Below are 24,938 nucleotides of genomic sequence, written 5' to 3'. Positions count from 1 at the left end.
GATCGTTACGCCCCCATTTCCCGCCGAATTTCATCCGCCAACCGGTCGAACCTTCGCGCAACACGCGAGTACAGGATGCACAGCGCCCACGTCATGATAAACTGAGCGAACGCGAACAGCCATGCCCAGGAAATCGGGCCAATCGCCGGCTGATTCAATACCTCCGAATACGAGGTCATGATCGGGAGCGCGAAGTAAAACAGCAGGAAAAAGACAGTCGACGGAATAATGAACCGTTTCTTGCGGGAGATCAGCGTCTTGAACTTGGCGGAATGCCACACCTCGGTATAGCTCTTCCCTTTCGCCGCTTTTGCGGCCTTCGCACCTTTTGCAACTTTCGCAGCCATCCTTCACCCTCCAAATCTCTAAATTTGTAAGTCACCCAATATATGTAAGCGATTCAAATTCATTTTATGCAAGGTTAGGCTTGCGAAATGTTTAATTTTTAACTTTTTGGTAGATTCATATGCGGATAAAAAAAGACACCCGAAATCCGCTCAGGTGCCTTTGTGGGCTCTTTTTTCTTAACGGGATCAGAACCAGCGCCCCAACGATGATCCCATCCCCGAAATGGCTGCGGTCCAATACAATCCGCCAACCCCAGTCTGAGCGGCCATCTTCGTGATCTCGGCCACGCTGTCGGCCAATACCTGCGCCTAATCCGGCTGCGAGCGCCAGCGGCGTAAAATCGCTCAAAACTGTGATGAGCGCTTTGCCATTGCCATCCCTCCATCATTCATATCTACTTCCAGGCCCCGGGTTAGAAATTTTTGAGCGCATTTTCGGCAATTCGTCTTAGCAGGCTCGACACGAGCTTCACTTCCTCCTCAGCAAACCCTTCAAGCAGTTTGGTTTCTGTTTGATGTATATGTTCAAAGATCTGATCCACCAATAGTTTCGCCTTTTCCGTCAGCAAAATAATCCGCGCTCGCGAATCCTCCGGATCTTCAGATCGTACGATAAATTGTTTCTGTTCCAGCCGTTTAATCAATCCGCTCACCGTTGGGTTTGTTAAATTGAGAGCAACCTCAATATCCCGCTGGCGGATTTTTCGATCCGCGTGATGAGCCAGAAATAAGATCAAGTTGGCTTGACTATGCGTTAATCCAACTTCCTTCAGGTGAAGATCTCCGATTTTGCTAGCCTGATTCTCGATGATCTTCAAAGAAGATATCAGGATTGGTTTTCTGCTTTCATGCTGCATCCCTTCACCACCTTTTACAGAGCATGCTATCTAAATATATAGCAAGCTTTGTAAATAAGTCAAACAAAAAAAGGGACGCGATAGACCGCGCCCCTTGCTTAAACTTCCTAAAACTTGATCACTCCGGTGGTATGCAACAGCACAAGCACGACGAGTACCGGCGCGATATACCGAACCATAAACAGCCATAACCGGAACCAACCGGACTTGAGCCCGGCAGCTTCCGCGGCATTTTTCCAAAAGTACCCTACAAAGAGGGTCGTAATCAAGCCGCCCACCGGCAGCAAAATATTCGAGGTAATGAAATCAAGCCAGTCGAAGAAGTTCTTCCCGCCCATGTCCGTCAAAGCAGGTACGACGCCAAAGGACAAGACGGAGGGCAGCCCGACCAACAGAACGAGGACGCTGATGATCGTCACGGACATTCCGCGGCCCCAGCCCCAACGGTCCATCACGTAGGTAACCGGCACTTCCAGCAGCGATACCGCAGAGGTCAATGCTGCAATCGCCAGCAGGATGAAGAACAACCCGCCGAAGAAGGCGCCAAACGGCATAGCCGAGAACGCAGCCGGCAGCGCGATGAAGACCAAGGACGGCCCGGCGTTGGACTCTAAGCCAAAAGAAGCGGTCGTCGGGAAAATGATCAACCCCGCAATAAACGCATAGACCAAGTCCCCTGCCCCGATCGCCAGCGTGGCCGTGCCAAGGGATTGACGCTTATCTACGTAAGCCCCGTAGGTGAGCAAAATCCCCATCCCCAGCGATAACGAGAAGAAGGCATGTCCCAGCGCAACCAAAGCCGCCTCCGGACTCAGCTTCGAGAAATCCGGTTGAAGGAAGAAGGAGACGCCCTCCCCAGCTCCCGGTAAGGTTAATGCCCGAATCATCAAAATGATCAGAAGAACAACAAGACCCGGAATCAGCACTTTATTGAACTTTTCAATGCCGCCGGAGATCCCTTTCCCTACCACAATGGCGGTAACCAGCACAGACACCGCTTGCCATACGAGCGGCATCAGGCCTTGGGTGAACGAGCCGAATTGCCCGCTATAGTCGGAATTGACATATAGACTTCCGCTGAAGGACTGAACAGCATAATGAAGCGTCCAGCCGGCAACGATGACATAGAAGCTCAGGATGAGAAAAGGAGCGATGACTTGCAGCAGCCCGAGACGGCCAAACACTTTAGGACCGCCGGCTTTAACAAAGGAGGTAGACGCACTTCCGCGTCCTGCCCGCCCAATGGCCAGCTCCGCCAACAGCAGAGGCAAGCCAATCAAGATCAAACAGATAATAAAGAGAAGGAAGAAGGCAGCCCCTCCGTGTTCGCCCGTAATATACGGGAATTTCCACATATTTCCGAGACCTACGGAACTGCCAATCGCAGCCAAGATAAAACCGGCAGAAGAGAAACGCTCATTCCGCCCTTGGCCTAGCTGAGTTTGTGTTGTTTTCATGACGACCCCCAAATCTTATTATATTTCTCTATTATAATGAAAAAGGATGCAGTGAGGGATATGAAATTTTTACTTTATTTCATGATTTTCTCACGGTATTGTCCCGGCGTAATCTGTTCAAACCTTTTAAATAGCCGAATAAAATAGGAAGGTTGTAACCCAACCTGCTCTGCAATCTCATTCACTTTCATATCCGAGTCGCTGAGCAGTTCCTTCGCCTTATCGATCCGGAGGGCCGTTAAATAATCGATGAAATTCATGCCGGTCACCTGTTTGAACAAGCGGCTAAGCGTATATGGCGTTGTATTAAAATGATGCGCGCACGCTTCGAGCGAAATCCCTTCTGCGAACTGATCCTTCAGCATTGCCGTCACCTGTTCGATGAGCGGCTTCGCTCGGGCCGTCTGATCCTCGCTTAACTTCTGCGCATACGGGAGGATGATTTTTTGTTGAAAAAAACGCACGATCTGCTCCGGCTCCCGAATTTGATTTAATTGCTCAAACGGGTTGTCACCTTCGTATAACTGGTGAGGCTGGTAGCCGGTCTCCAATAACGTATGCATGATGCTTCCCAGCACCTGCATCACGCCTTCCTTCAGCAGCTTCTCTTTGCCCGAATGCAGGACCAGCTCCGAGATAAATGCCTCGATCAGCTGCATCGCCTGCTCGCATTGCCCCATCCGCAACGCTTGAAGCAGTTCCTTCTCCAAAGCAAAGGGATAATGAACCTCTTGTGGCGTATAGGGCAGAATCTCCTCTAAATCAAGCACCTGGCATTGTTCCTTTAGATCCCGATAAAGAATCGCGTTCTGGAGAAACGGCAGCATTTCCGGAATATCCTTGATCTCGTTGGTTAACCGGCCAATGCAAATCGTCGTTTGCATCTTAAGCAGCGAACTGATTGTACGGACTAAATCCTCCGCCAAGCTGAACAGCTCTTCCTTGACATGCGGTTTTCTTGTTTCGGACGGAAAAGAGAGCAGGATCCCCACGGTGAGGTCATGGAAATGGATAATTTCCGCCTGAATGCCCCGGCTTCGCACCATTTCCTGTGCGATGTTGGCCGCGGCGAAGGAGACCAGATATTCATCGTTCTCCATAAAACGGTTGTCTGCTTTGGACACCCCCGTGACCCGCGCCAGCATAAGCCCAAACCACTGCGATTCCGATGACCATCCAAAGGTCTCTAACCTTGCACGGATTTCCGGCTCCTTCAGCGAGTAAACATGCCCCTGCACCAGCTGCATCATAAAAGCGGCCCTCAGCGAGGGATACGCTTGCTTCAGCTTCGTCTCCAAGGCTTTACGTTCTTCGCTCAAATGGTTCCACTGGTTGGCGATATAGTCCAATTCATCTCCTACCTCAGACCCGGGGTCCGGCTTCTGCGTTTTGACCAGGCGAACCAACCGGCGGATTGGACGGTAGAGCCGATGCGAAGCCATCCAGGAGAACAGACAAGCCACGATCAGCCCGACGCCTCCCATCCCCAAAATAATTCGGGAGATAATCACGATCGGCGCGGTGAGTTGCGACAGCTGCATCGTGGTGACGTATCTCCAAGGTTCGCCTAAGCGGGAATATTCCCCGTAAGAGATCAAATAGGATTTATCTTTCCATTCAAATAGATAAGAGCCGGTCTTCTCCTTCCTCAGCATGACGCTCTCCTGCACGGCAAGCTCCAGCTCCGCATTCTTCCGGTTCAGGGACGACGGGGAGACCAGCAGCGAGCCATCCTTCCCCATCAAAAAGGAAGCGCCCTCATTATCAACCGACATGCCTTCCACCATTTGCACCAGCTTCGACTGATCCAAATAAAAAATCAGCGCGCCGTATGGCTTGCCGATACTCGGCAGCTTATGGACGAGAGCCACATAAGGGCCTGCCCCTTTTCCGTTTACCTTCGTTAAGTCGAACTGCCAAAACTCCGCTCTGCCTTGCTGCAGCAACCCGTGAAATTGCTTCTGTTGCCGGACATCGGTCACTGGGACGATCCCTTCAATATCCGATACGATCACCGGCTTCTGCCGGTCTAAATACAAATAGACTTGGTCAATTAAAGGATAGGCTCCTTTCATGACCCCCAAAAAACGATAAAGGTTATGCGTCACGTTATATTCGTCAATTAAATCAATCTCTCCGAGCCTTCCGTCCAGACGACTGTCCAAGGACCACTGCGTCGCAGCCAGCTCCAGTTGGGCTAAATTTTCGTTCATTCGATCAATTGTCTTCACCAATAAAGCGTCATGATGACGCGTGATTTCATTTTCCATATAGGCACGGCCAGCGATGTAGAACGTAATCCCTATAATCACGGTGGGCAGGCTGGTGACACATAACACCAAAAATAAGCTTCTTCGAAAAAAATGGCTCTTCTTCATAAATCCCCGCCTTTCCGTAGTTTCCATTGGTACTCCCTATCTTACTATAGATGGAAACGAGGAAAATCCCCCGAAAACCATATTTTTGGTCTCGGGGGCTGGGTCATTATTCACTTTTTGCACGTTTCTGATAGGCTTCGTTCATCTCTTCGGTAATTTTGAGCAAATCCGGATCCGCCTTCAATTTCTCCACGTATTCATCCCAAGCGCTGATCGGTTCTTTCCCCATCATCACCTTGGTTTTCATATCTTGAATTTTCTTGCGCAGCTCCGTCCCTACTAAGGTGCTGGTCTCCGAATACAGTCCGATCGCCGGATCCCCAATGCTGATTTTCGCTTTCTCGTCGATAATTTTCTTGTTCCGTTCCAGGACATCAAGCGGCATTCCTGTACGATAAGCCCGGAGGTAGGGATCATATTTCAGAAAAATTTGACCCAGCGCCTGCTGAGCGACAATATCCTTCTGGGCTTGCGGCGTCGCTAATTTGATGCCGTTCTCCTCGGTATAGTGCACATCCTTGAAGCCGAAGTTGGCCAAGTCGCTTCCTTCCTGGCTTGCCCCATAATCCATCAGCTTCAGCAGCTGCTTCATTTTGTCTTCGGGAACGGTTTTGGGAATCGCAAACATCCCGAAAAATCCGCTGTCTTTATTGGAATACCCGTTCAGCGAAACCAAGGGCAGGAAGTCGGCTTCAGGAATCGTTTTACGCAGCTCTTCCGTAGGCTCCCAAGCCGCCTCCACCGTATCCTGGAACCCGCCGCCGCGATTCGATTTGAGCAAGTCCTTGGATTGCGTATTTTTTAATACGGCAAAGTCCTCCGGAATCAGCTTTTCCGTATAAGCCCGATTCAGCCAAACCAGACTCTCTCTGACTTCAGGCAACAGGTTGACGTTTACCAGCTTGCCGTCGATCAACTTCCACTCGCCGTTCACTTGGGTGAAGCTGTTCTGAAGCTGACCGAAATTGGCCATCCCGTTTTGATCCACAAACCCGATATACCCGATCGTATCCTTCTTCCCATTTCCGTCCGGGTCTTGCTCAACGAACGCTTTAAGCACTTCATAGAGCTCGTCGGTCGTGGTTGGAACGTCCAGCTTCAGCTTATCCAGCCAGTCCTTACGCAGGTAAGTGAACCCTCCGCCATCGGTAGGGCGCGGACGCGGGATGCCGTAGTTTTTACCGTCAGCCTGCTTCGTGTTTTCCCAGGATTCTTTGGGGTACTGCATTAAGTTCGGGTAGTCCTGAAGATACGGGGTCAGATCCCAAAAAGCACCTTGCGCCACCATCCCCCGCACTTGCGCATTAAACGGGTCATCCAGCAGGATGAGATCCGGAATATCGCCGGAAGCCAAGGTGACATTCACTTTATCCCCATAGTTATTGGGAGAGACCCAGGTGATATTCAACTTGGTATTGGTCCGCTTCTCGAATTCTTTGACGACCACATTATCCGGTCCCGGAGGCTCCGGCGTGTAATACATGGTCATAATGCTTACCTCCAGCGGCTTGGTCGAGCCCTCCGAACCGCTGGATCCCGACTTCGTGCCAGCTGAACAAGCGGATAGCAACAGACTCACGAGCAAGGTGACACTCAACAAGACGAAACTCTTTTTTTGCATGACGCATTGACCTCCCTATTCGAATAAATAGATAAGACTATTCCTTGACCGAACCCACCATGGCCCCTTTGGCAAAATGCTTCTGCAAAAAGGGATACACGAGTAGAATCGGAACGGTCGCGATCACTACGGCCGCCATTTTCAGCGTCTCCGGCGGAATTCGCTGCTCGGACATCATTTCCGCCGCAACGGAACCCCCGGCAGCGGTTGAAGCATCGATGAGCATATTTTGCAGCAACACTTGGAGCGGCTGCTTGGAGAACTCGTTGATATAAAGAAGCGCCGTAAAGAAGGTGTTCCAATAAGCCACGGCGTAAAACAACCCAAATGCAGCCAGCGAAGGCAGCGACAAGGGAAGAATGACGCGATACCACACGCTGACATCATTGCAGCCGTCAATTCGGGCCGCCTCCTCCAGACTGGTTGGGATACTGTCAAAAAATCCTTTCATCAGGAGGACGTACCACCCATTGGTCAGCACCGGGAGAATCAGGGACCAAATGCTATTGATCAGGTGCAGGTCACGGACCAGCAAATAAGGCGGGATGATGCCAGGATTAAACAACGTGGTCAGTAAGATCAGCAGCATGATGACTTTCCGCCCCAGCAAGCGCTTACGAGAAATCGCATAGGCCAAGCAAGAGGTAATTAACAGGCTAAGCGCCGTGCCAACCAGCGCCAGAAAGACGCTGTTGCCGGTAGCGTTTAAGAATGCATTGGTGGACATTAAGTATTTATAAGAATCCAGGCTCCACTGTTTGGGAAACAGTTGAAGTTCGCTGGAACGGTACGCGGACGGTTCCGTAAACGAAACGACAAACACGTAGTATAACGGAAAAAACGTAATCAGGCTGATGATGCCGAGCAGGATGGCATTAACGGCTTGAAACATCCGATCACGGCTGCGATAACTCATCCGGTTAGTACACCCCTTCCTCGCCAAACTTCTTAGCCAGCTTGTTCGTCCCAATGACGAGAATCAATCCCACCATCGACTTAAATAAACCAACGGCCGTACTGTAACTAAATTGTCCCTGCTTCACGCCTAGACGATACACATACGTATCGAAGACGTCGGCCACCTCTGAGACGGCCCCGTTCATCATGAGGAACACTTGCTCGAAGCCGACATCCATAATGTGACCCATGCGCAGAATCAGCAAAATGACAATGACCGAGCGAATGCCGGGCAGCGTAACATTCCACATTTGGCGGAACCGGCCCGCCCCATCGATTTTGGCCGCCTCGTAGAGCTGCGGATCTATGCTGGCCATCGCTGCTAAGAAGATAATCGTTCCCCACCCGGCATCCTTCCAGATGGATTGGGCGGTGAGCATGGCCCAGAAATAATTTTTACTGGTGAGAAAATCGATTTTCTCAAAGCCCAAACTCACCAACATTTGATTAACCGCTCCATCTCCCGTTGAGAACAAAATGAAGGTAATCCCTACAATAATGACCCAAGATAAGAAATGCGGCAGATAAACGATGGATTGTACAATTTTCTTATAAGCCTGCTGCCTCACTTCGTTGAGCATCAAGGAGAGTAGAATGGGCAGCGGAAAAAAGAAGATGAGCGACAACGTGTTAATTGCGAGCGTATTTCGAAACAACATAAAGAAATCAGGATTGGAGAAAAACCGCCGGAAATGCTCCAGTCCCACCCAAGGACTGGCCAACACCCCCTGATAAGGCGAATAGTTCTGAAATGAGATGATGATTCCCCACATCGGAACGTATTTGAAGATCAGAAAGTACAGCAGGCCCGGTAGTGCCAACACATAAAGGAATTTATCCCGGATCAGGATTTTCCCAATTTGTCGCAGCCGATGACTGCGGGCCCTGGTTACAGGCGGTGTCCGTTTTGTAATCGGTTCCAAGGAGGAAGCCATGTTTCCCTCTCCTTTCCCTTTGATGTTCGATGTAATCACTCTAAGATGCCCGTCAATTTCCAGCAATCGCTTATTTTTGCAGGCGGGCAGAATGAAGGAAATTCAGGATTGGCAGTACATTTCCTGGAATTGATTTTTCTTGCAGGGCGGTTGATAAAAAAAAAGACGCTGAAATGATCAGCGTCTCTCCTGCTTAAACCTGTTTAAGCAGATGCTTATTTCTTAGCGGTATACTTGTGTATAGCCGGTGCGATTGGGGTGGCGATCGTTATGATGCACCTTCTGCTCGCTCCAACAAGCCCATTTGGAGACAGGTGGTCGTTGATAAGGCTTTTTCCCCGGTCTCAAACCGGATATGAACCCGTTCCCCGTTCACTTGAACGATCATGCCTTTTCCGAAAGCCCGATGGACAATGGATTCCCCTTCCCTTAGCTCGGCCAGATTTCGGATGGCGTTGGGGTTGACCTGCGATTGAGCGGGGATGGGGGGTGAAGCCACGGATGAAGCCGCGGACGCTTGGGGTGGAAGTTGGATGTACCTGACGGATGCCACGAACCTCGACTCCGTCACCTCTACCCCATCCCGTTTCTTGTAAGTCAGAAGCTCCAGATGCTTCTTCGCCCGGGTCATCCCCACATAAAACAGCCGGGTCGCCTCCTCCATCATTTCCGCGTTCTCCTTATCCGCCTTAGACGGGATGATCCCCTCAACAAGATCGATCATATACACTCGCTCGAACTCCAGGCCCTTGGAGCTGTGCATTGTCGAGAAGGTGACGGCATTTTGCCCTCGCTTGGACCTTGCCGTTCGCAAGGCAGACTCCAGGTATTTTAATCTGGCGGCAAACTCCTCCATGGTATGTAGCCCCGCCGCAATTTCCTCCAGCGTGTTCAGGATGCCGATCAGATATTCCATGCGGAACCCCTTCCACTCGCAAATCTTCTCAAGGGCTTTCTCATAGCCCAAGCGATCGCGGATCACGTGAATGGCATGCAGCGGCGGCATCCCCTTCATTTCCTGAAACGTTTCCTTGCACATCTGCAGCTGCTTCACTTGATAATCCTTCAACGGCACCCGATTCAGCAGATTATCAAAGACCGATTCGTCATTCTGGATCTTGAGCAGCGCCGCCATCTGCTCCTTGCTGATATAACCATTAAATTTCAGATGGATTTTCTCCAGAATATCGGGACGTTTATCCGTGAACGTCATCCGCATGAAATTCAGGATATCCTCGACAACCCAATGGGAAAAGAACCGGTTATCCGCATCCTTCATATAAAAAGGAATGCCCGCACGATCAAATTCGTTCATTAAAGCGATGGATGAGGAATTATTCCGATAAAGGATCGCCACCTCGGCAAGGTTCTCGATCTGCTGAATCTCTTTCGCCAGATATTTGGCCTGATCGCCGTAATCGTCCAAGCAGCGAATCTCAATTGGCTTATGCGGGGGATTCTCGGTGAACATCTTTTTCGGGTATCGGTCCTGATTGCGCTGGATAAACGTGTTGGCGACGTTCACGATATCCGGGGAAGAGCGGTAATTTTGCTCCATAAACAAAATCGCCGCCTCCGGATAGACTTGCTTGAAGTTCAGCAAATACGCAGGATCCGCCCCTCGCCAGCTGTACAAGCTCTGATCATCGTCGGCGACGACGCATAAGTTACGATGCTTATGCACCAGCTTCTCGATAATCGCATGCTGCACCCTGGACGTATCCTGGCTCTCATCTGTGAGGACATAATCATAACGCCCCTGATACCTGCGAAGCACCCCTTCATTCTCCGCCAGAATCCGTTCGCAAACCACCAGCATGTCGTCATAATCAAGCAGCAGCGACCGGGTGCCAGACTGCTTAAAGAGCTCGTACTCCCGCAAGATCCGTTCGGCATGGGGCACCTCTACTTTGACCTTAGACCATTGCTCGGAGGGGATCATTTTATTTTTGATAAAGCTAATATAGGTCGTCAGCTCATCTAACTGGTCATCCGTAATATTCTCTCCGGCTATCGCTTTAAAGAGATTCCGCAATATGATCTTCTTGTGTAGCGGGAGTTGCTCCGAACCGCTGGTTTCTTGCTGGGCCGCGTCGATATCGCCTTCGATGATCTGGAACGGCGTCTGGGTCGCACGGAAATGCTCTCGCACCACCTCGTAAGCCAGGCTATGAATCGTGGAGAAATCAACAGGCGTCAGCTCTGGGAAAAAGGCTTTAAACCGCTCCTTCATATCGTTCGCCGAAGCGCGGCTAAACGTTACCGCCTTGATCCTTCTGGGAGGAACCCCCTTCTCCTCGATCAGATACCCGATCCGCATAATGATCGTTGTGGTCTTCCCCGATCCCGGTGAAGCTAACAAAAGCAAGGGTCCCTCTGTTTGAAGGACCGCTTGCTTCTGGATTTCATTTAATTCAACACCTAATTCTTCGTTCTTGCGAAGGAAGAAGGAATTTGCTTTGTTCATGATGACTGCCCTTTCGAATGTTCCGATTGCATTACCTACTATAACTCAATTTTGCTAGAATGACATCTCCTAGTCATCATGATTAACTTCCACTTGAGTAAAAATCAATGCATATGATATGCTGATTGGAAATATTTTCTGGGAGTGTGGAGATAATGGGCACTACAAATATGGATCCAATATTAATAGAGTTCCCTGAAAGCTTCGAAAGTGAGCGCTTATTGATCCGTGCGCCATTATGGGGAGATGGAGCGGCCATAAATGAGGCTGTTAAAGAGAGTATTGAGCAATTACGGCCGTGGATGCCCTGGGCACAAAGCATCTCAACGATCGAACAATCCGAGGCAGACATACGACGAGCCCGATTGCACTTCCTAGAACGTAAAGATCTGAGGCTTATTCTAGTACATAAGAATACAGGTCAAATCGTTGGCAGCAGTGGTCTCCATCGAATCGATTGGCAGGCACGTAAATTTGAAATTGGATATTGGGTGCGTACCTCTTTTGAAAGACAAGGTTACGTAACCGAAGCCGTAAATGCCATTACGCGTTTTTCCTTAGAAGAGCTGCAAGCCAATCGTATTGAGATCAGATGTGACTCACGTAATACACGGAGTGCAAGAGTAGCCGAACGCTTGGGCTTTAGATTGGAAGGAATTCTACGTAACGATGCATGTGCGGTTGATGGTTCGCTAAGGGATACCATGGTATTTTCGAAGGTTCGCGGGGTTGAGTTTTAGACTATCAGCTGTTTGAAATAAAGAAGACACCCGGAAGAATTCCGAGTGTCTTCTTGAGTTTAGGCTCTTTTCTTATGAGGCAAGAAGAAAATAAACACAAGCGATACAATCGTGAAGCCCACTGACCACATAAAGGTATGGTTAAAAGCTGTATTCAGCGTTGAGATATCGTGAACGGATTGGGCGTTAATTTGATTCTGTAAGATGACGGCAAAAACAGAAGCTCCAAACGCACCCCCAATTTGTTGGAGGATCCGGGTCGCGCTGCTGGCATGCGGAATCAATTCCTTAGATAATCCCTCATAGGCGGTTGCCATGATGGGGAGCATCAGGCCCCCAAGTCCTCCGCCGCGGACAATCAGGGAGATCGCCAGCAGAACCTCGCTGGTATCGGCTGCCCCCAAGGCAAAGGGAAGGGTTCCGAGCAGCGTCAGAATGGTACCACCGAGAACCACCCATCGGGAGCCGATGGTATCCGTCAGTTTCCCTGCCAAGGAGCGGGTCATTAACATCCCGACGCCTTGAGGAATCAATAGTAACCCTGAAGCAAGCACGCTCTGACCACGAACCTGTTGATAGTAGAGCGGCAATAACAACATGCCTGCATAGGAAGAGAGTCCTGAAATAAACAACAGACAAGAGGACGCTGAAAAAGTTTTGCTCTTAAATATTCGCAGGTCGACGATCGGGTGATCCGATTTCTTTAGCCCATACCAGCAGAAGACGATCATAAACAGCAGTCCAATCGCGATCGGGACAAGGACAAGACTTTTGAAGAAACCATGCTCCGAGCTGACTTTGGTGAGTCCATAAATCATGAGCACGAGAGCCGGAGACAACAAAATTAAACCTAAGAGGTCTAGCTTCTGCGGATGATTTGCGACATCATCTTTGGGCAGCCCCCTTACAGATAAGAGCAGCGCGATCAAGCACACCGGAAGATTGACATAGAAAATCCAACGCCAATCTAGATTATGGATAATCACCCCGCCTAATACGGGGCCAAGAATCGGACCGATCAGAACCGGCAAACCTACAATCGCCATGATCCGGCCTAAGTTCGCTCCGCCCGCTGCGCGTACAATCATCGTCTGCATGATGGGCATCATCAAACCGCCGCCCAAGCCTTGAATCACTCGAAAAGCGATGAGACTTCCCACATTCCAAGACAAGCCGCATAATACAGAACCGACTAAAAATAAACTTAAAGCCAATATCCACATGTTTTGACCGCCATAACGATCGACCAACCAGCCGGAAATCGGAATCACCAGGCTAATGGCGAGCAAATAACTCGTCATCACCCACTGGATCGATGTAACCGGAGCATGCAGTACAGTGCCAAGGGTATCGATGGCGACGTTCATTATGGTAGTATCGAATAAAGGGGCAAGCATCCCAACCAGCAGAATCCATGCCACTTTCATCACAGCTGGATCTATTTTCGATTGAGCTGCTGCAAGTTCGCCTGGTTTACTCATGTGTACCACTCCTCATCTATTTAGAAACCGAAAGTTTCTTATTTGAGTTTATAATATAACAAACAAATAAGAAACTCAACGTATTTTATTGGAGGTTCGTTTATGAATAAAATTAATGAAGGCGAAGGAACGACGAGAAGACGAGGATCTGAATTGGAGGCGGCCATAATTCAAGCCGCGTGGGAAGAATTGATGGAGGTTGGTTTTCATAACCTTACGATTGAAGGAGTTGCCGCTCGTGCTCAAACCAGCAAGCCTGTCATTTATCGGCGTTGGCCGAATCGGGAAGAGCTTGTCCTGGCAGCCATCCTAAATCATCTGCCGGCGGTTTCGGAGAAACTCCCGGATACCGGGAAACTGCGCAGCGATGTGCTCCTCTTGCTCAATCAGTTAAATGAGATTCTGCATCAAATTGGGCCCAAAACGATTCATGGCCTCATGTCCGTATTATCTGGCATCCCCTTCTCCGATATTCTCAATTTCCGAAGAACCAACGCCATGACGATCCTTTTGAACCGAGCGGCAGAGAGAGGGGAAATCCGTCCTGAGAAAATTACGCCGCGCATTACAAGGCTGCCTGTAGATCTCGTGAGACATGAGTGGTTGATTACTTTAGAACCCGTCTCCATGGCGACCATGGAGGAGATCGTGGATGAGATTTTTTTGCCGCTGCTGAAATGAGAAGTGAACAGACGAAGACGCCCCTTCACCCTGAAATTGAGAGTGATGTGGGGCGTCATTTTATGGTCCCTTAGATTGGAGATCTATACCAAGAGTCAGCCGAATCGTAAATACCGAGCCTACTCCAAGTTCGCTGTCTACCTCAACTGTCCCCTCGCACAGATCGATAATGCGCTTGACAATGGTTAATCCCAATCCGGTCCCCGTCATGGAACGGGAGGGATCGCCTTGGTAAAATTTATCAAACATGCGCCGCATCCGTGGTGGAAAATCTGGAGATCGCACGAAGAATGCACCGGATCTCCGACCGAGGAGCCGTTGACCGTGTCATTCAGAAGCTCGATCTGTGGGTGGACGAGAGATTGACGCCATTCGGCACATTCTTTCAGAGCATGGGTGTTCTACCATAATTGACCTGTTTTTGCTTTAGGCTCACTCTAGTCACTGACCGTCTGCTCAGCAAACTCATCTAGCATCTTCCGCACTTCATCGGTTGACGTTGTGCTCATCAACTGATTTCTTAATTCACTTGCCCCGCGGAACCCTTTGACATAAACCTTGAAAAAACGTTGCAGCGCCTTGAACGGACGCGCCTCCAATTGTTCGGAATACTGATCATGGAGATCCAAATGCAGTCTTAACAGATCAAGATATTCGGTAGTGCTATGCTCTCTCAGCTCTTTTTCAAAGGCAAATGGGTTCTTAAAAATCCCTCTTCCAATCATGATCCCATCCACCCCATACTGTTCTGCCAGCTTCAAACCGGTTTGCCGGTCCGGAATGTCTCCATTAATCGTAAGCAGGGTCTGTGGTGCCACTTGATCTCGAAGCGCCTTAATTTCCGGAATCAATTCCCAGTGGGCCGCAACTTGGCTCATTTCTTCTCGGGTGCGCAGGTGGATCGACAGATTCACAATGTCTTGCTTCAAAATATGGGTCAACCAATCCCGCCATTCCTCCACCTTGTTGAAACCAAGTCTCGTCTTCACGCTTACAGGCAATCCCCCGGCCTTGGCGGCTTGGATCACTTCGGCGGCAACCGTAGGACGGAGAATTAAGCCGCTCCCCTTCCCATTGGTGGCCACATTCGGAACCGGGCACCCCATATTGATATCGATCCCCTGGAATCCTTGCTTGGCCATACCGATACTCATCTTTGCAAAATACTCCGGCTTATCGCCCCATATATGCGCCACGATCGGTTGTTCATCTTCGGTAAAGAGCAGACGCCCGCGTACGCTATGATTCCCCTCCGGGTGACAATAGCTCTCCGTATTGGCAAACTCCGTGAAGAAGACGTCCGGTCTGCCTGCTTGACTCACGACATGACGAAACACCACATGCGTCACATCTTCCATTGGTGCAAGTATAAAAAAAGGCCGCGGTAAATCACGCCAAAAATTTCGGTTCACTTCAACCTCAAATCCTCTCGTTATAATACCTTATCTATTATATAATCATCCCCACTTTCTTCAAATGGTCATGCATGCAAGCTCCGGGAAAAGTAGCAGGATCGAAGCTGGGTTAGCGTTGAAGGAGAAAGAAGTCGCCCTCAGGCATGATGACGGCCAGGTGCAGAAGCCTTGGAAGCGGCTATAGGTAATTAAAAAAACAAAAACAAGACCCACCCAAACCAGACGTTTAGGTGGATCTTGTTATCCTCTACGCCTTAGTATCTGCCGCCATAGCTCTTATACTGAGCGTAAACGGTATTTGCATATTGGTCGGCCAGAATCGGGCGGCCATAGGAATCCGTAGCACCCGGATACCAATAATCTCCCCCGTTATAGTGCAATAAGCCGTTATAGATGCTGCCGAATCGAACAATCTTCTCATTCAAAATCAGTGCACCCATATATACCTGATCCTGCTCACTGTTGTGATTATAGGCATGGCCATATTTCGCACTAAATTGAGATAAATACGCATTCCGCGTGTTGGGTTCAACCTGCATCAATCCGTCGCCGGCTGAGGGACTGCCCGATAAACCATCTCCAAAGTAGCTTTCCTTCTTGATCACGGCGCTTAGCAATAAAGCAAAATCTCCGCCTTTGCCATAGGCATTATCCGCATTCATCACATAGGTCCAGATGCGGCTCGGAACTTCCGCTGGTTTTGTTACTGTGGAAGGCGGGGTTGTTGGTGGTGGGGTTGGTGTAGTTCCACCGCCGCCGCCGCTTAACGACCATAAAGCAGGAACAACCGGGGGTTCCCAACCGACGAGGGAAGTATGCGCTTGAATACAAGTATAAGTACTTCCGTTATAAGTTACGGTATCGTTGACTGCATAGGAAGTATTTGGAGCCCATGCTCCTCTGGAGGCTGCACTCGCTGGAAGAACTGCGAAAAATGTAGATAGGAATACGGCTAAAGCAACCATAAGTGATGCGGCTTTAATAGAGACCTTTCTACTAATCATTTGAATACCTCCTAGTATAAATAATTTGCGACTCACTCCGGATATGAGCCACAAAATTGTAATCGCTTTCTATTCTATATTTTCATATATTGTTAAATAAAAGAAATATTTACATTTCGATCATACAAAAATATGAAAATAATTCCAATGGTGCTTAAGTCCTAAATAAATCTTCCGACTACCTGGACGCCCCCAAACCTTATTTTTTTCTCAACGGGTAGTTGAATCTAAGAAAAATTCAAATAGGAGGTTATTGTTCATTCCGGGCGGCGCCCCTACAATGGGGTACATGAAGGAGCGTGAGATAACATGAAGGAACAATTGGCGAGAAACATAAGTATCTACCGCAAAGAGAAGGGGCTTACGCAAGAAGAATTGGCACAAATCCTCGGGGTTTCTTTTCAAGCCATATCCAAATGGGAAAATGCCCAGACGATGCCTGATATATCGCTCTTACCCCCGTTATCCAGAACCCTGGAAGTCAGCATCGACAAACTTCTGGGCTATGCCTCGCAAGACAAACGGATTACGATTTATGAGGATGCGTATAAGACGCAAGAATATTACTGGGGGACTGTGCCGAATCAAGCCTGTTATCAGGTCTTACAACTTATGCCGCCAACCAAACACTTAAAATTACTGGATGTGGGATGCGGCGAAGGGAAAGACGCGGTCTTCTTTGCACGAAATGGATATGATGTCAGCGCCTTTGATGTTTCGGATGCCGGAATTGAGAAAACGAGGAAACTTGCTGAACAAGCCGGCGTTCATGTTCATGTCTTTAAGGCAGATATTTTAGATTACCGTTTAGATACTTATTACGACATCATCTTTTCCAGCGGGGTGCTTCACTACATCAAACCGGAGTATCGTAAAGACATCTTTGAAAATTATAAGCAATTCACGAATGAAAACGGCCTGCACGTCTTGAATGTGTTCGTACATAAACCGTTTATCGCTCCACCTCCCGAAAAAGAGCCCCATGCCTATAAATGGTACTCTGGTGAATTGCTCTCCCATTATCACAACTGGCTGATCAAAGATAGCTCAGAAATTGTGTTCGACTGCCATTCCTCAGGGATTCCTCACAAACATGCCATGACGAAATTGATTGCCCAGAAGATCAGCTCACTAGACTAACAAAAAAAGACTGCAAGAAAATTACTTCCTTGCAGTCTAAAAACTTTGTTCCTACAACCGTCCTCTAAGGAAAGGATTATGCCCGGTTCCTTTTCCCGACGGCATCGCACCGGGCACCCCGTCCGCTTCCAGCAGCGGTCGAACGACCAGCTTCACCGGCCACTCTCCGCTCTCGAAGATCGCCCGGTATAGCTCGGCGCGGTCGCTTTCCGGCAGCCCCGCCCCTTGCAGCGCTTCTTTCCAGGCCTGCTCCGTGATCGTCCACAACCGGGACTCCGGCAGATCGTACGCGCAGGACAAAGCTTCCATGATCGAAGCCAGATTGACCTGCGTCCCCAGCGATTGAACATAAAAAATCAGCTTGTGAATCGTCTCGTTGTACAGGCTGTTGGAATAGCCGGGCCGTATGCGGTACCCGGGATCGCCGATGCCGTGCTTATCGAGATATGGCTGATGCAGGCGCACCGAATCGTGGTCGCGGAGCAGCAGCCCCTTCACTTGATTGCGCTCCAGAACCAGGCAGCAGTTCTGCCCGTGAATTTCCGGGACGATTCCGATCTTGAACAGCCGCATCACCACGTCATAGAACAGGTGCGCGAGGTCGCTATAGAAGCTGAACACCTCTTCGCGGGAAAGCTCCTTGCCCAGGATTTCCGACAAAATATGCCGGCCTCCCAAATGGACGCCAAGCGCGGACATCGGAATCACCTTGCGTTCCGCCTCAAAAAGCTCCGGCGGGTATAGGCGAAGCTGGGCGGCCAAATGGCGCGGATGGTCGTCGAACAGCCCCATCGATGCCGGCATGTATCCCCACCAGTGCCGCTCCTCGCATAGGAAAACCCGGCCCTGCAGTGTGTCGTCGCAAGCTATGGCCTGACGCAGCAGCTTCTCCCCGGCCAAGCCGTTCAGCAGCTTCACGACCGGCAAATAGCGGGCGGCGCCCAGCGACAGCACGCTGACCGGCAGCTTGAGCATCGCCACAGCGGCCACAGCGTTAACGTCCGCTCCGCTCCCCACCTCCACGATGGATGGCGGAGCAAGAGAACGCAAGGAGGAGGTGGCTAGAAATTCACCAGCCTCCGCATCCAGCACCACGATCGTCCCCTCCTCGATTTCCCGGATAAAGCGGGACAAAATCACCTGCTGAAGCTGCCACGGGTGCACAGGCAGAGGCACGTATTCGTCCGGCCTAAGCCCCCGCCGCTGCATCTCGTCCTCCACGGCGGCCCGCTGCTCAGCCGCAAGCAGATCCATGCAGGACAACGGCCCTTCCGGGCAACCCCGTACGACCGAATCGGCGCGCACCGCTACCCAGCGCAGGCGGATCGGCTCCCCGAACTCCGCCGAATACTTCAGGCAGTCCTGCTCAGTAAACCCGATTTTCGCTTTGGCCGACGGATGGAACGGGCGATCGCGCAGCGCAGCGATTCGTTCTCCTTTGATAAACCACTCGTAAGCCGAGGACGGAGCAAACGCCAGCAGCCCCTCCGCGCATTCCGGGCTCAGGCTCAACGCAAGCTGCCGGGCCGCCACCTCCACGCCGGTCAAAAAGTCTGCAACCCCCTGATGGCTGTAGGCTTCCTCCGACAACACCGCACGCAACACCGTTTTCGCCAGCTCCGCCGGAGAGTTGATGAAAGCCCAGCTTCCGTCGGACGCGCGTTTAAAAATTGGAGAATCCTGCACCCACTGAACGCCAAGCCTGGGGCTGTCTTCAACCAAAAACGCGATTTCCCCGGCAAAAATGCGAATCGCTCCATTACCGCCATAGCCGCTGTATAACCGCCGAATCTGCTCGGGCGCGGCCGACAGCGTCCCGAAAGTCCCCTCATCCAGCCGGAAAAACCGCTCTGTCAAAAAGGCGTTCATCAAATCGCCGGTAATCCGTAACTCCGCCGCCTGCCGTCCTGATTCAATTGTCCATGTTCGCATGGTATGCATGATCATTTCCTTCCGCTAAATAATAAAATTTCGGGTGCGGGTGCCCCAAAAAATCGTGGTGCGAGATCGTCCAGCAATAAGCGCCCGACTTCTCGAACACAACGATGTCACCGACGCGCAGCAGCTCGACTTCGGCATCCGCATGCAGCCGGTCCTTGGGCGTGCAAAGCTCGCCGACCAGCGTCACCTTGCCCCGCCTGATCTCTGGCCTGGCGAAAGGATACGCCCAACGCTCCGCCGGCAAGATAGCAAATGGATGATTATGCCCCCAGGAAGCGGGCAGCCGGTTGTGGTGGGTCCCTCCCCTCAGCACAGCAAAATGCCGATCATGCGAAGGCTTGATATCGATCACCTCCGCGGCGTAATAACCGTGGTCTGCTACGAGAAACCGGCCCGGCTCGAACCACAACTGAACTCTGGCTAGCCTTTTTCTAGCTTCGCTTCGTGCGATCAGGGAAGTGAACAAGGCCCAGTCGAACGCCGGAGCGTCATCGTAACGGACGCCAAAGCCGCCTCCCGCGTTGACGATCTCAATGTCCAGACGGTAGCGTTCCATCCACTCTTCCGCTTTTCGCAAATACAGCTCGATCATTTCGGCATGCAGCTCCGCCCGCAAGTTGTTCGAGAGCGAGTGAAAATGAAAGCCGCATAACCTAACCGCGCCCCGCCCTTCTTCCCGTATAACGGCGATCGCTTCATCAAGCAGCTCCTCGTCCAGCCCGAAGGGGGTCGGACGGCCGCCCATCGTAATTTGGGTCAGCGGCAACGCGCTCGTTCTCAGGTTCATGCGCAGCAAAATCCGGACCGGCTCGCTCCGCCCTTGTGTAAGCCGGATCAGCCTTCTCAGCTCCAGCAGGCTTTCCACATGAATATAGGAAACATTATGCCGGATGGCCGCCTCCAGCTCCGCTTCCTTTTTGCCGGGGCCGCCAAACAGAACCGGAACGCTGCCGCTCACCTCCCTGACCTTGAGCAGCTCGCCGGCGGAGGCTACCTCAAATCCGTCGATCAGCGGCAGCAGCGCTTCGATAATGCGCCGGTCCGGGTTGGCTTTAATCGCGTAAAACAGCCCCGTCCGTTCCGGCATATACCGCCGCATCCTTCGCACATGCGCGCGAATGCCGCCCAGGTCATACAGATAAGCGCAAAACGGCTCCCGGCTTTCCGCTTGCAGCCTGTTGATCGCTTCCCGCACGTATGCTTTCATGTCCAATCTCCCATATCCCGGTAGTCGTTTCGCTTTTGCATATAGGCGCGAAACGCCGTATTTCGGTCATCTCCCAGCACATAAATGAGCACCCCGCGCTCCGCCCACATCCGCATTTCCTCCCTGCTTCTCGCAACCGCGGCGTACGGAACCCCGAGACGCTGCGCGGCCGCATGCAGCCGCTCCAACTCCCGCCGCACCTCCGGATGCCCGGTTTGCCACGGCAAGCCGAGGGATTGCGACAGGTCCGCCGCGCCTTCCAGCACAAACCCGATCTGCGGATGGGCTAAAATGTCCTCGCATTGCCTAATACCTTCCACGTTTTCGATCATCGGCACCACCATGACCGCTTCGTTGGCCTCCCGGATATACTCCGTCAGCGAATATTTGGCGAACGCGCCCGGCCGGCCGCTATTGAGACTGCGGCTTCCAAGCGGGTGGTAATACGCCCAGCGGACGGCTTCCTCGACCTGCTCCCGCCGCTCGACATGAGGGATGACGATACCCTGCGCTCCGCAGTCCAGCACCTTCAAGATTTCGGAGCGGTTCACACCCGAAACGCGGACCAGCGGAGTCACGCCCATCAATTCGGCGGCGCGGATCAGCTCCTCGACGCTTTCCATGTTCGTAGAAGCGTGCTCGCAATCGATAATGACGAAATCGTATTCGGCATGGCCGATCATTTCCACGATCACGGGATGCGGAATGGAGACGAACAGGCCGAACACCGGCTGTTTACGGTTTATTTTCAGCTTAAGTGCATTGGGTCTCATAACGCCGCCAGACTCTCCCTCGCCAGCCGCAGCGGGTTGAGCGGTTTGCGGAAATACAGCTCGCCGTCGCCGTACAGCCTCCGCTTGGTCATCTCCTCCACCAACGCGTCGGTGCTAAACAGGTCATAGCCTTGAAAACTTTCCCCATACTCGGGATATTGCCGCTGGTATTCCAAGATGACCGCCGCGCACAGGCTCCAGAACTTCCGCTCCGCAAGCCCGAACGTCTCCAGGGTCCAGGCGATCTCGCTCATGCAGATGAAAAAGAACGCGTCATACACATAATCCCGCACTTCCGGCATCGTCTCGGCGTGGATGAACGAATACCGGTTGAATTTGCGGTGCGTTTCCGGCTCGGGATGCAGCTTCGGCGCCCGCTTCGGATGCCGCAGCCTGCCCGGGACAAAACGCACCCCGTCGTGCAGATCCTTGACGATGATCCGCTTCGGCAGCCCGTCCTTCAGCACGAGAATGATGTTCTGCGCGTGAGATTCCAAGGCGATGCCGTGCGCATACAGCAGATGGATCATCGGCAGCGTCAGCGTTCGGACGAGCGCTTCGCTCCAGGTTCCGATCCCGTGCCGCCGAACGGCGTCTTGGATGAAAGGCACGCCGTTTTGTTGCACCAGCGTCAGCGCGTTTAGCGGCCAAGCCTCCTCTTTGTCCCGCAAATGAACAGATACGTTCTCCCGCCAGATCGCTCCGAGCGATCCGTAGGCACTGCCGTACTGAACCGCGGGCAGCCTATCGTACCGGAAGGACACGCCCATAATTTCTTTAAGGATGCCGAATCGCTCACGCTGCAGCAGCTCGTCCTCGCGGATCAGGCCATCCAGCCAGTCGCTGATCAACGGGGCGTTTTGCGTCGTATGGTGCGCCAAAATGCGGCCGGTCGAGGTGTTGGTGATGCCAAGCGACAATTTGAGATAGGGAGCCTGCGGGTGCTCTCTGTGCGACAGCGTGCGGATCGATTGCTGCGCCCGGTATACGCCGTCTGACAACCCGAGCGGAATAAGCTCGCGGCTTTGCCGCTGGCGGGTGAAGACGGATTCCAGCCGATGCTCCCACTGCCAGGGATGGACGGGGATGAACGTATACGAGCTTCCGTCGCCCTCTTCCCGCAAAATCCGGCCGAACCGGTCCATATCTTGTTCCGTCAAATGCGGCCGGTACAAATCTTCCGCCGTAGAGCCCGCAGCCAGCGCCGTATCGGTCAGCTCCCGTTTGACGGCGACCCAGAACAGGCGGATGGGCTGATTGAATTCGGGACCGTACGCCAAATTGTCCTTCAGCGTAAAGCCGATTCTGGACTTGTAGCTGGGGTGGTAAGGATGCCCGTCTGTCATATGGCTTTCCAGCGCATCGTAGTGCTTGTCGCCGTCCGGGATGCGCTCCGGCAGCACGGCCCTGCACTGGCTGTCCTTGGCCAGCGTTTCCAGCAGTTCGCGGACAAACGAGCCGATCCGCTCTCCCTGCAGGCGGTTAAGCACCAGCTCCTCCAGAAATAGATGCAGATCGGCGCAGGGCTCCCCTGCTCTTCGGATGGAGCCCTTAGCGATTTTCACCCGGCCGAACGAATATTTCTCCTCCGCCTCGCAGGTATAGACGACCGGCTGTCTGTCCGCGCCGATGCCATGCGTGCGCCAAATCCCCCCGTTTTTCGCGCAGTCCAGGATGCCTTCGAACCATAACGCCTCAAGCGTCTGGCGCATCATTCTCTCCTGCACGTCGGCATAGCCGGCCGGTTTGTGGTCAGGCAAACGGATCGTAGTCTCCACATGGCTCACCCTCTCTTCTAAGCAAATTGTTCACTTCCACATAAGACGGCGTTTCGCCGTTACCCGCAAGACAGCTCAGCATATTCCGCTTGGCCCGAAACGTTTCGGCCGTCAGCAAATGCTTGGCGAAAGGATTAGCGCTTCTAGCGTATTCCCGCATTAGCATGTCGCGGGCGATTCCCCAGAACTGCTCTTCCGAAGCGTTCACGTCCCGAGCTATGGAATGAATGAGCAAGCCCAAATGGTTTACGAAAAAATAATACCCCGTCCTCTTCCAAGCCTCTTCCCTCGGATAGAACAGGGGACCGGGCGGGGACGGAGCCTCCTCCTCGTTCGCATGCGCCTTGTCGATTTCGACGCTGACGCCTTCCAGATCGCGGATGATGAAGGCGGCCGGCATGCCGCCTTGCACGGTGAGCAGCGTGTTCTGCAGATGGGCCTCGAAATGAATGCCTTGCTCCCCGGCGAGGCGCACGATCGGCAGCATCGACAGCTCCAGATAGCGCTCAAACCAGCGCTCGATGGGAACCTCGCCGCCGCCGAGCAGCGTCATGAGGCGCGACGGTTTTCCCGGCCGCGGCGCTTCCACCAGGCTGGCCAGCACATAGGTGCAAGATGGATCGAACTCGATCGGACGGTAGACAACCGTAAACTGCCGGGTCAGCTCCTCCTCCTCGAAGCGGCACGTGCCAATGCCCGTTTCGTAAGCGATACCCGCGGGCGAGTCCGGGCCGAATCCGCCCCGCCGCAGCAAATAGCGGGAAGCATCTAGCGTTCTGCGCATTTGCTCGCCGCTGTTGGTGCGGACTAAATTGGTAATTTGCATATTCAAAGGCAGCTTGATGTTGCAGTTCATCTCGGGGATATAGACCGTGCGCACCGAAGTGGTCGGATAAGCGAGCGGACCCAGGCTGCCTAAGGGGATCAATTTCCCGTCGCGGATATATTCGCGAACCTTGGCGAGGCCCAGCACGTGCCGGTATTGCCAAGGATGTACAGGCAGCGGGGCGTATTCGCCGCTTTGGCCGCCAAGGACGTGCCGCAGATGGTCCTGCACGCTTTCATACGGCGGCACTTTTCCGCCCTCTGACACCCATTCCTCCCGGTACACATCCCTCCTTACGGCAAAATAGCTTAGCCGGAACGAGGAGCGCAGCTCCGGACTGTAAAGCAGCACATCCCGCTCGGTAAATCCGGACATGTTCTTGGGAAAAGGATGAAACGGATGCCCGTAAATCAGCGCCTGCTCCGATGAACGGTAGTCGAACACGCCATGCTCTGCCGCCCGTTCGATAAATAACGCCAGATTGCGGCAGCTATTTCCGACTTGTTCCACAAAGCTGCGTTTCTTCTCCGCCGTAATCCATAGCCCGCCCGTTAACGGGCCTTCGTTCTCCGTAAGCTCGCCGACGATCCAGCGCACCAGCTCTTCGTACCCGACGGCGCCTTCCTCACTCCCGCCGAGCCAGCGCATACTGTGATATTCATGCTCTCCTGCGGCGGAATAATAAGCAAGCTTGCCGAAAACGGTAACCCCGCTTGCCGGAAATACTACGGCATAGTCCAGCGTTCGGGCATTCAGATCGATGTGCCTGCGTCTTTCGCGTCCCAGCTCGCGGATATAACAGTTCAGCAACAGCTTGCACGTATGCTCGTTCGCTTGCTTCAGGCTTTCCGGCCGAAGCTTGCTTTCCGTCCCCAACAATGATGCCAACCTTCTTTCCTGGAAAAATAAAATAGTCCAACTGCTTCACATATT

The 24,938-nt window shown here is 52.2% G+C and carries 20 protein-coding genes; 3 read left to right on the top strand and 17 right to left on the bottom strand.

The features are described 5' to 3' along the window. Positions 1-5: 5 nt before the first annotated feature. The 8 genes from M3G15_RS00185 to M3G15_RS00150 form a co-directional block, all read right to left on the bottom strand. Positions 6-347, bottom strand: a complete 342-nt coding sequence (locus M3G15_RS00185) for a DUF485 domain-containing protein (RefSeq protein ID WP_009224569.1) — start codon at positions 345-347, stop codon at positions 6-8. 413 nt (positions 348-760) lie between these two features. After that, entirely contained in the window at positions 761-1,204 is a 444-nt protein-coding gene (locus M3G15_RS00180) for a MarR family winged helix-turn-helix transcriptional regulator (RefSeq protein WP_009224567.1), read from the bottom strand. Positions 1,205-1,311: 107 nt separating this feature from the next. Beyond that, on the bottom strand, positions 1,312-2,661 hold the full coding sequence (locus tag M3G15_RS00175; RefSeq protein WP_260069726.1) for a sodium-dependent transporter: 1,350 nt from the start codon (positions 2,659-2,661) through the stop codon (positions 1,312-1,314). 74 nt (positions 2,662-2,735) lie between these two features. After that, positions 2,736-5,039 (bottom strand): AraC family transcriptional regulator, encoded by a 2,304-nt coding sequence (locus tag M3G15_RS00170; protein WP_260069725.1) that lies wholly within the window; start codon positions 5,037-5,039, stop codon positions 2,736-2,738. A 106-nt stretch (positions 5,040-5,145) separates the two neighbouring features. Next, complete coding sequence (locus M3G15_RS00165; protein ID WP_260069724.1) at positions 5,146-6,660, bottom strand: extracellular solute-binding protein; 1,515 nt, start codon at positions 6,658-6,660, stop codon at positions 5,146-5,148. 37 nt (positions 6,661-6,697) lie between these two features. Next, positions 6,698-7,576: a carbohydrate ABC transporter permease gene (locus M3G15_RS00160; protein WP_036644887.1), complete on the bottom strand. Its 879-nt coding sequence runs from the start codon at positions 7,574-7,576 to the stop codon at positions 6,698-6,700. A 4-nt stretch (positions 7,577-7,580) separates the two neighbouring features. Next, on the bottom strand, positions 7,581-8,552 hold the full coding sequence (locus M3G15_RS00155; RefSeq protein WP_260069723.1) for an ABC transporter permease: 972 nt from the start codon (positions 8,550-8,552) through the stop codon (positions 7,581-7,583). Positions 8,553-8,820: 268 nt separating this feature from the next. Continuing rightward, positions 8,821-11,019 (bottom strand): ATP-dependent helicase, encoded by a 2,199-nt coding sequence (locus M3G15_RS00150; RefSeq protein ID WP_260069722.1) that lies wholly within the window; start codon positions 11,017-11,019, stop codon positions 8,821-8,823. 155 nt (positions 11,020-11,174) lie between these two features. Between M3G15_RS00150 and M3G15_RS00145 the strand changes: the two genes are divergently transcribed. Continuing rightward, positions 11,175-11,759, top strand: coding sequence for a GNAT family N-acetyltransferase (locus M3G15_RS00145; RefSeq protein ID WP_260069721.1), 585 nt, complete (start codon positions 11,175-11,177; stop codon positions 11,757-11,759). A 59-nt stretch (positions 11,760-11,818) separates the two neighbouring features. Here M3G15_RS00145 and M3G15_RS00140 read toward each other — a convergent pair whose 3' ends face one another. Beyond that, the gene (locus tag M3G15_RS00140) at positions 11,819-13,240 is read right to left on the bottom strand and encodes an MDR family MFS transporter (RefSeq protein WP_260069720.1); all 1,422 of its coding nucleotides are present in this window, start codon (positions 13,238-13,240) and stop codon (positions 11,819-11,821) included. Between the two features lie 102 nt (positions 13,241-13,342). Between M3G15_RS00140 and M3G15_RS00135 the strand changes: the two genes are divergently transcribed. Then, positions 13,343-13,921, top strand: coding sequence for a TetR/AcrR family transcriptional regulator (locus M3G15_RS00135; RefSeq protein ID WP_260069719.1), 579 nt, complete (start codon positions 13,343-13,345; stop codon positions 13,919-13,921). A 60-nt stretch (positions 13,922-13,981) separates the two neighbouring features. Here the strand turns inward: M3G15_RS00135 and M3G15_RS00130 are convergent, their stop codons facing one another. From M3G15_RS00130 to M3G15_RS00120, 3 genes are all read right to left on the bottom strand, one after another. After that, the gene (locus M3G15_RS00130) at positions 13,982-14,131 is read right to left on the bottom strand and encodes an ATP-binding protein (RefSeq protein WP_311202241.1); all 150 of its coding nucleotides are present in this window, start codon (positions 14,129-14,131) and stop codon (positions 13,982-13,984) included. 227 nt (positions 14,132-14,358) lie between these two features. After that, positions 14,359-15,279 (bottom strand): tRNA dihydrouridine synthase, encoded by a 921-nt coding sequence (locus M3G15_RS00125; RefSeq protein ID WP_260069803.1) that lies wholly within the window; start codon positions 15,277-15,279, stop codon positions 14,359-14,361. A 311-nt stretch (positions 15,280-15,590) separates the two neighbouring features. Continuing rightward, entirely contained in the window at positions 15,591-16,340 is a 750-nt protein-coding gene (locus tag M3G15_RS00120) for a carbohydrate-binding protein (protein ID WP_260069718.1), read from the bottom strand. 309 nt (positions 16,341-16,649) lie between these two features. Here M3G15_RS00120 and M3G15_RS00115 point away from each other — a divergent pair, with 309 nt between their 5' ends. Further along, on the top strand, positions 16,650-17,480 hold the full coding sequence (locus M3G15_RS00115) for a methyltransferase domain-containing protein (protein ID WP_260069717.1): 831 nt from the start codon (positions 16,650-16,652) through the stop codon (positions 17,478-17,480). A gap of 51 nt (positions 17,481-17,531) precedes the next feature. Here the strand turns inward: M3G15_RS00115 and M3G15_RS00110 are convergent, their stop codons facing one another. The 5 genes from M3G15_RS00110 to M3G15_RS00090 are packed head-to-tail and all read right to left on the bottom strand — an operon-like array spanning position 17,532 to position 24,893. Continuing rightward, positions 17,532-19,421, bottom strand: a complete 1,890-nt coding sequence (locus M3G15_RS00110) for an IucA/IucC family protein (RefSeq protein ID WP_260069716.1) — start codon at positions 19,419-19,421, stop codon at positions 17,532-17,534. Further along, positions 19,393-20,628 (bottom strand): type III PLP-dependent enzyme, encoded by a 1,236-nt coding sequence (locus M3G15_RS00105; RefSeq protein WP_260069715.1) that lies wholly within the window; start codon positions 20,626-20,628, stop codon positions 19,393-19,395. Before M3G15_RS00105 ends, M3G15_RS00110 begins: the two co-directional genes overlap by 29 nt. Beyond that, positions 20,625-21,401 (bottom strand): HpcH/HpaI aldolase family protein, encoded by a 777-nt coding sequence (locus tag M3G15_RS00100; protein WP_260069714.1) that lies wholly within the window; start codon positions 21,399-21,401, stop codon positions 20,625-20,627. The genes M3G15_RS00105 and M3G15_RS00100 overlap by 4 nt, the downstream gene beginning before the upstream one ends. Continuing rightward, a complete protein-coding gene (locus M3G15_RS00095; protein WP_260069713.1) occupies positions 21,398-23,179 on the bottom strand; it encodes an IucA/IucC family protein in 1,782 nt (593 codons plus the stop codon). The genes M3G15_RS00100 and M3G15_RS00095 overlap by 4 nt, the downstream gene beginning before the upstream one ends. Further along, positions 23,154-24,893 (bottom strand): IucA/IucC family protein, encoded by a 1,740-nt coding sequence (locus M3G15_RS00090; protein ID WP_260069712.1) that lies wholly within the window; start codon positions 24,891-24,893, stop codon positions 23,154-23,156. The genes M3G15_RS00095 and M3G15_RS00090 overlap by 26 nt, the downstream gene beginning before the upstream one ends. Positions 24,894-24,938: the final 45 nt, after the last annotated feature.

The sequence above is a fragment of the Paenibacillus sp. p3-SID1389 genome (assembly GCF_025151705.1).
Classification (GTDB): domain Bacteria; phylum Bacillota; class Bacilli; order Paenibacillales; family Paenibacillaceae; genus Fontibacillus; species Fontibacillus phoenicis.
Note: the sequence above shows the minus strand (reverse complement) of the source record. Positions and strands in the feature narration are given on the sequence as shown.

Coding starts and splice junctions, on each gene's coding strand:
- M3G15_RS00185 (WP_009224569.1), bottom strand. CDS start 347: ATGGCTGCGAAAGTTGCAAAAGGTGCGAAGGCCGCAAAAGCGGCGAAA.
- M3G15_RS00140 (WP_260069720.1), bottom strand. CDS start 13,240: ATGAGTAAACCAGGCGAACTTGCAGCAGCTCAATCGAAAATAGATCCA.
- M3G15_RS00130 (WP_311202241.1), bottom strand. CDS start 14,131: ATGACGGGGACCGGATTGGGATTAACCATTGTCAAGCGCATTATCGAT.
- M3G15_RS00155 (WP_260069723.1), bottom strand. CDS start 8,552: ATGGCTTCCTCCTTGGAACCGATTACAAAACGGACACCGCCTGTAACC.
- M3G15_RS00115 (WP_260069717.1), top strand. CDS start 16,650: ATGAAGGAACAATTGGCGAGAAACATAAGTATCTACCGCAAAGAGAAG.
- M3G15_RS00110 (WP_260069716.1), bottom strand. CDS start 19,421: ATGCATACCATGCGAACATGGACAATTGAATCAGGACGGCAGGCGGCG.
- M3G15_RS00100 (WP_260069714.1), bottom strand. CDS start 21,401: ATGAGACCCAATGCACTTAAGCTGAAAATAAACCGTAAACAGCCGGTG.
- M3G15_RS00165 (WP_260069724.1), bottom strand. CDS start 6,660: ATGCAAAAAAAGAGTTTCGTCTTGTTGAGTGTCACCTTGCTCGTGAGT.
- M3G15_RS00120 (WP_260069718.1), bottom strand. CDS start 16,340: ATGATTAGTAGAAAGGTCTCTATTAAAGCCGCATCACTTATGGTTGCT.
- M3G15_RS00180 (WP_009224567.1), bottom strand. CDS start 1,204: ATGCAGCATGAAAGCAGAAAACCAATCCTGATATCTTCTTTGAAGATC.
- M3G15_RS00175 (WP_260069726.1), bottom strand. CDS start 2,661: ATGAAAACAACACAAACTCAGCTAGGCCAAGGGCGGAATGAGCGTTTC.
- M3G15_RS00150 (WP_260069722.1), bottom strand. CDS start 11,019: ATGAACAAAGCAAATTCCTTCTTCCTTCGCAAGAACGAAGAATTAGGT.
- M3G15_RS00170 (WP_260069725.1), bottom strand. CDS start 5,039: ATGAAGAAGAGCCATTTTTTTCGAAGAAGCTTATTTTTGGTGTTATGT.
- M3G15_RS00145 (WP_260069721.1), top strand. CDS start 11,175: ATGGGCACTACAAATATGGATCCAATATTAATAGAGTTCCCTGAAAGC.
- M3G15_RS00125 (WP_260069803.1), bottom strand. CDS start 15,279: ATGGAAGATGTGACGCATGTGGTGTTTCGTCATGTCGTGAGTCAAGCA.
- M3G15_RS00135 (WP_260069719.1), top strand. CDS start 13,343: ATGAATAAAATTAATGAAGGCGAAGGAACGACGAGAAGACGAGGATCT.
- M3G15_RS00160 (WP_036644887.1), bottom strand. CDS start 7,576: ATGAGTTATCGCAGCCGTGATCGGATGTTTCAAGCCGTTAATGCCATC.
- M3G15_RS00105 (WP_260069715.1), bottom strand. CDS start 20,628: ATGAAAGCATACGTGCGGGAAGCGATCAACAGGCTGCAAGCGGAAAGC.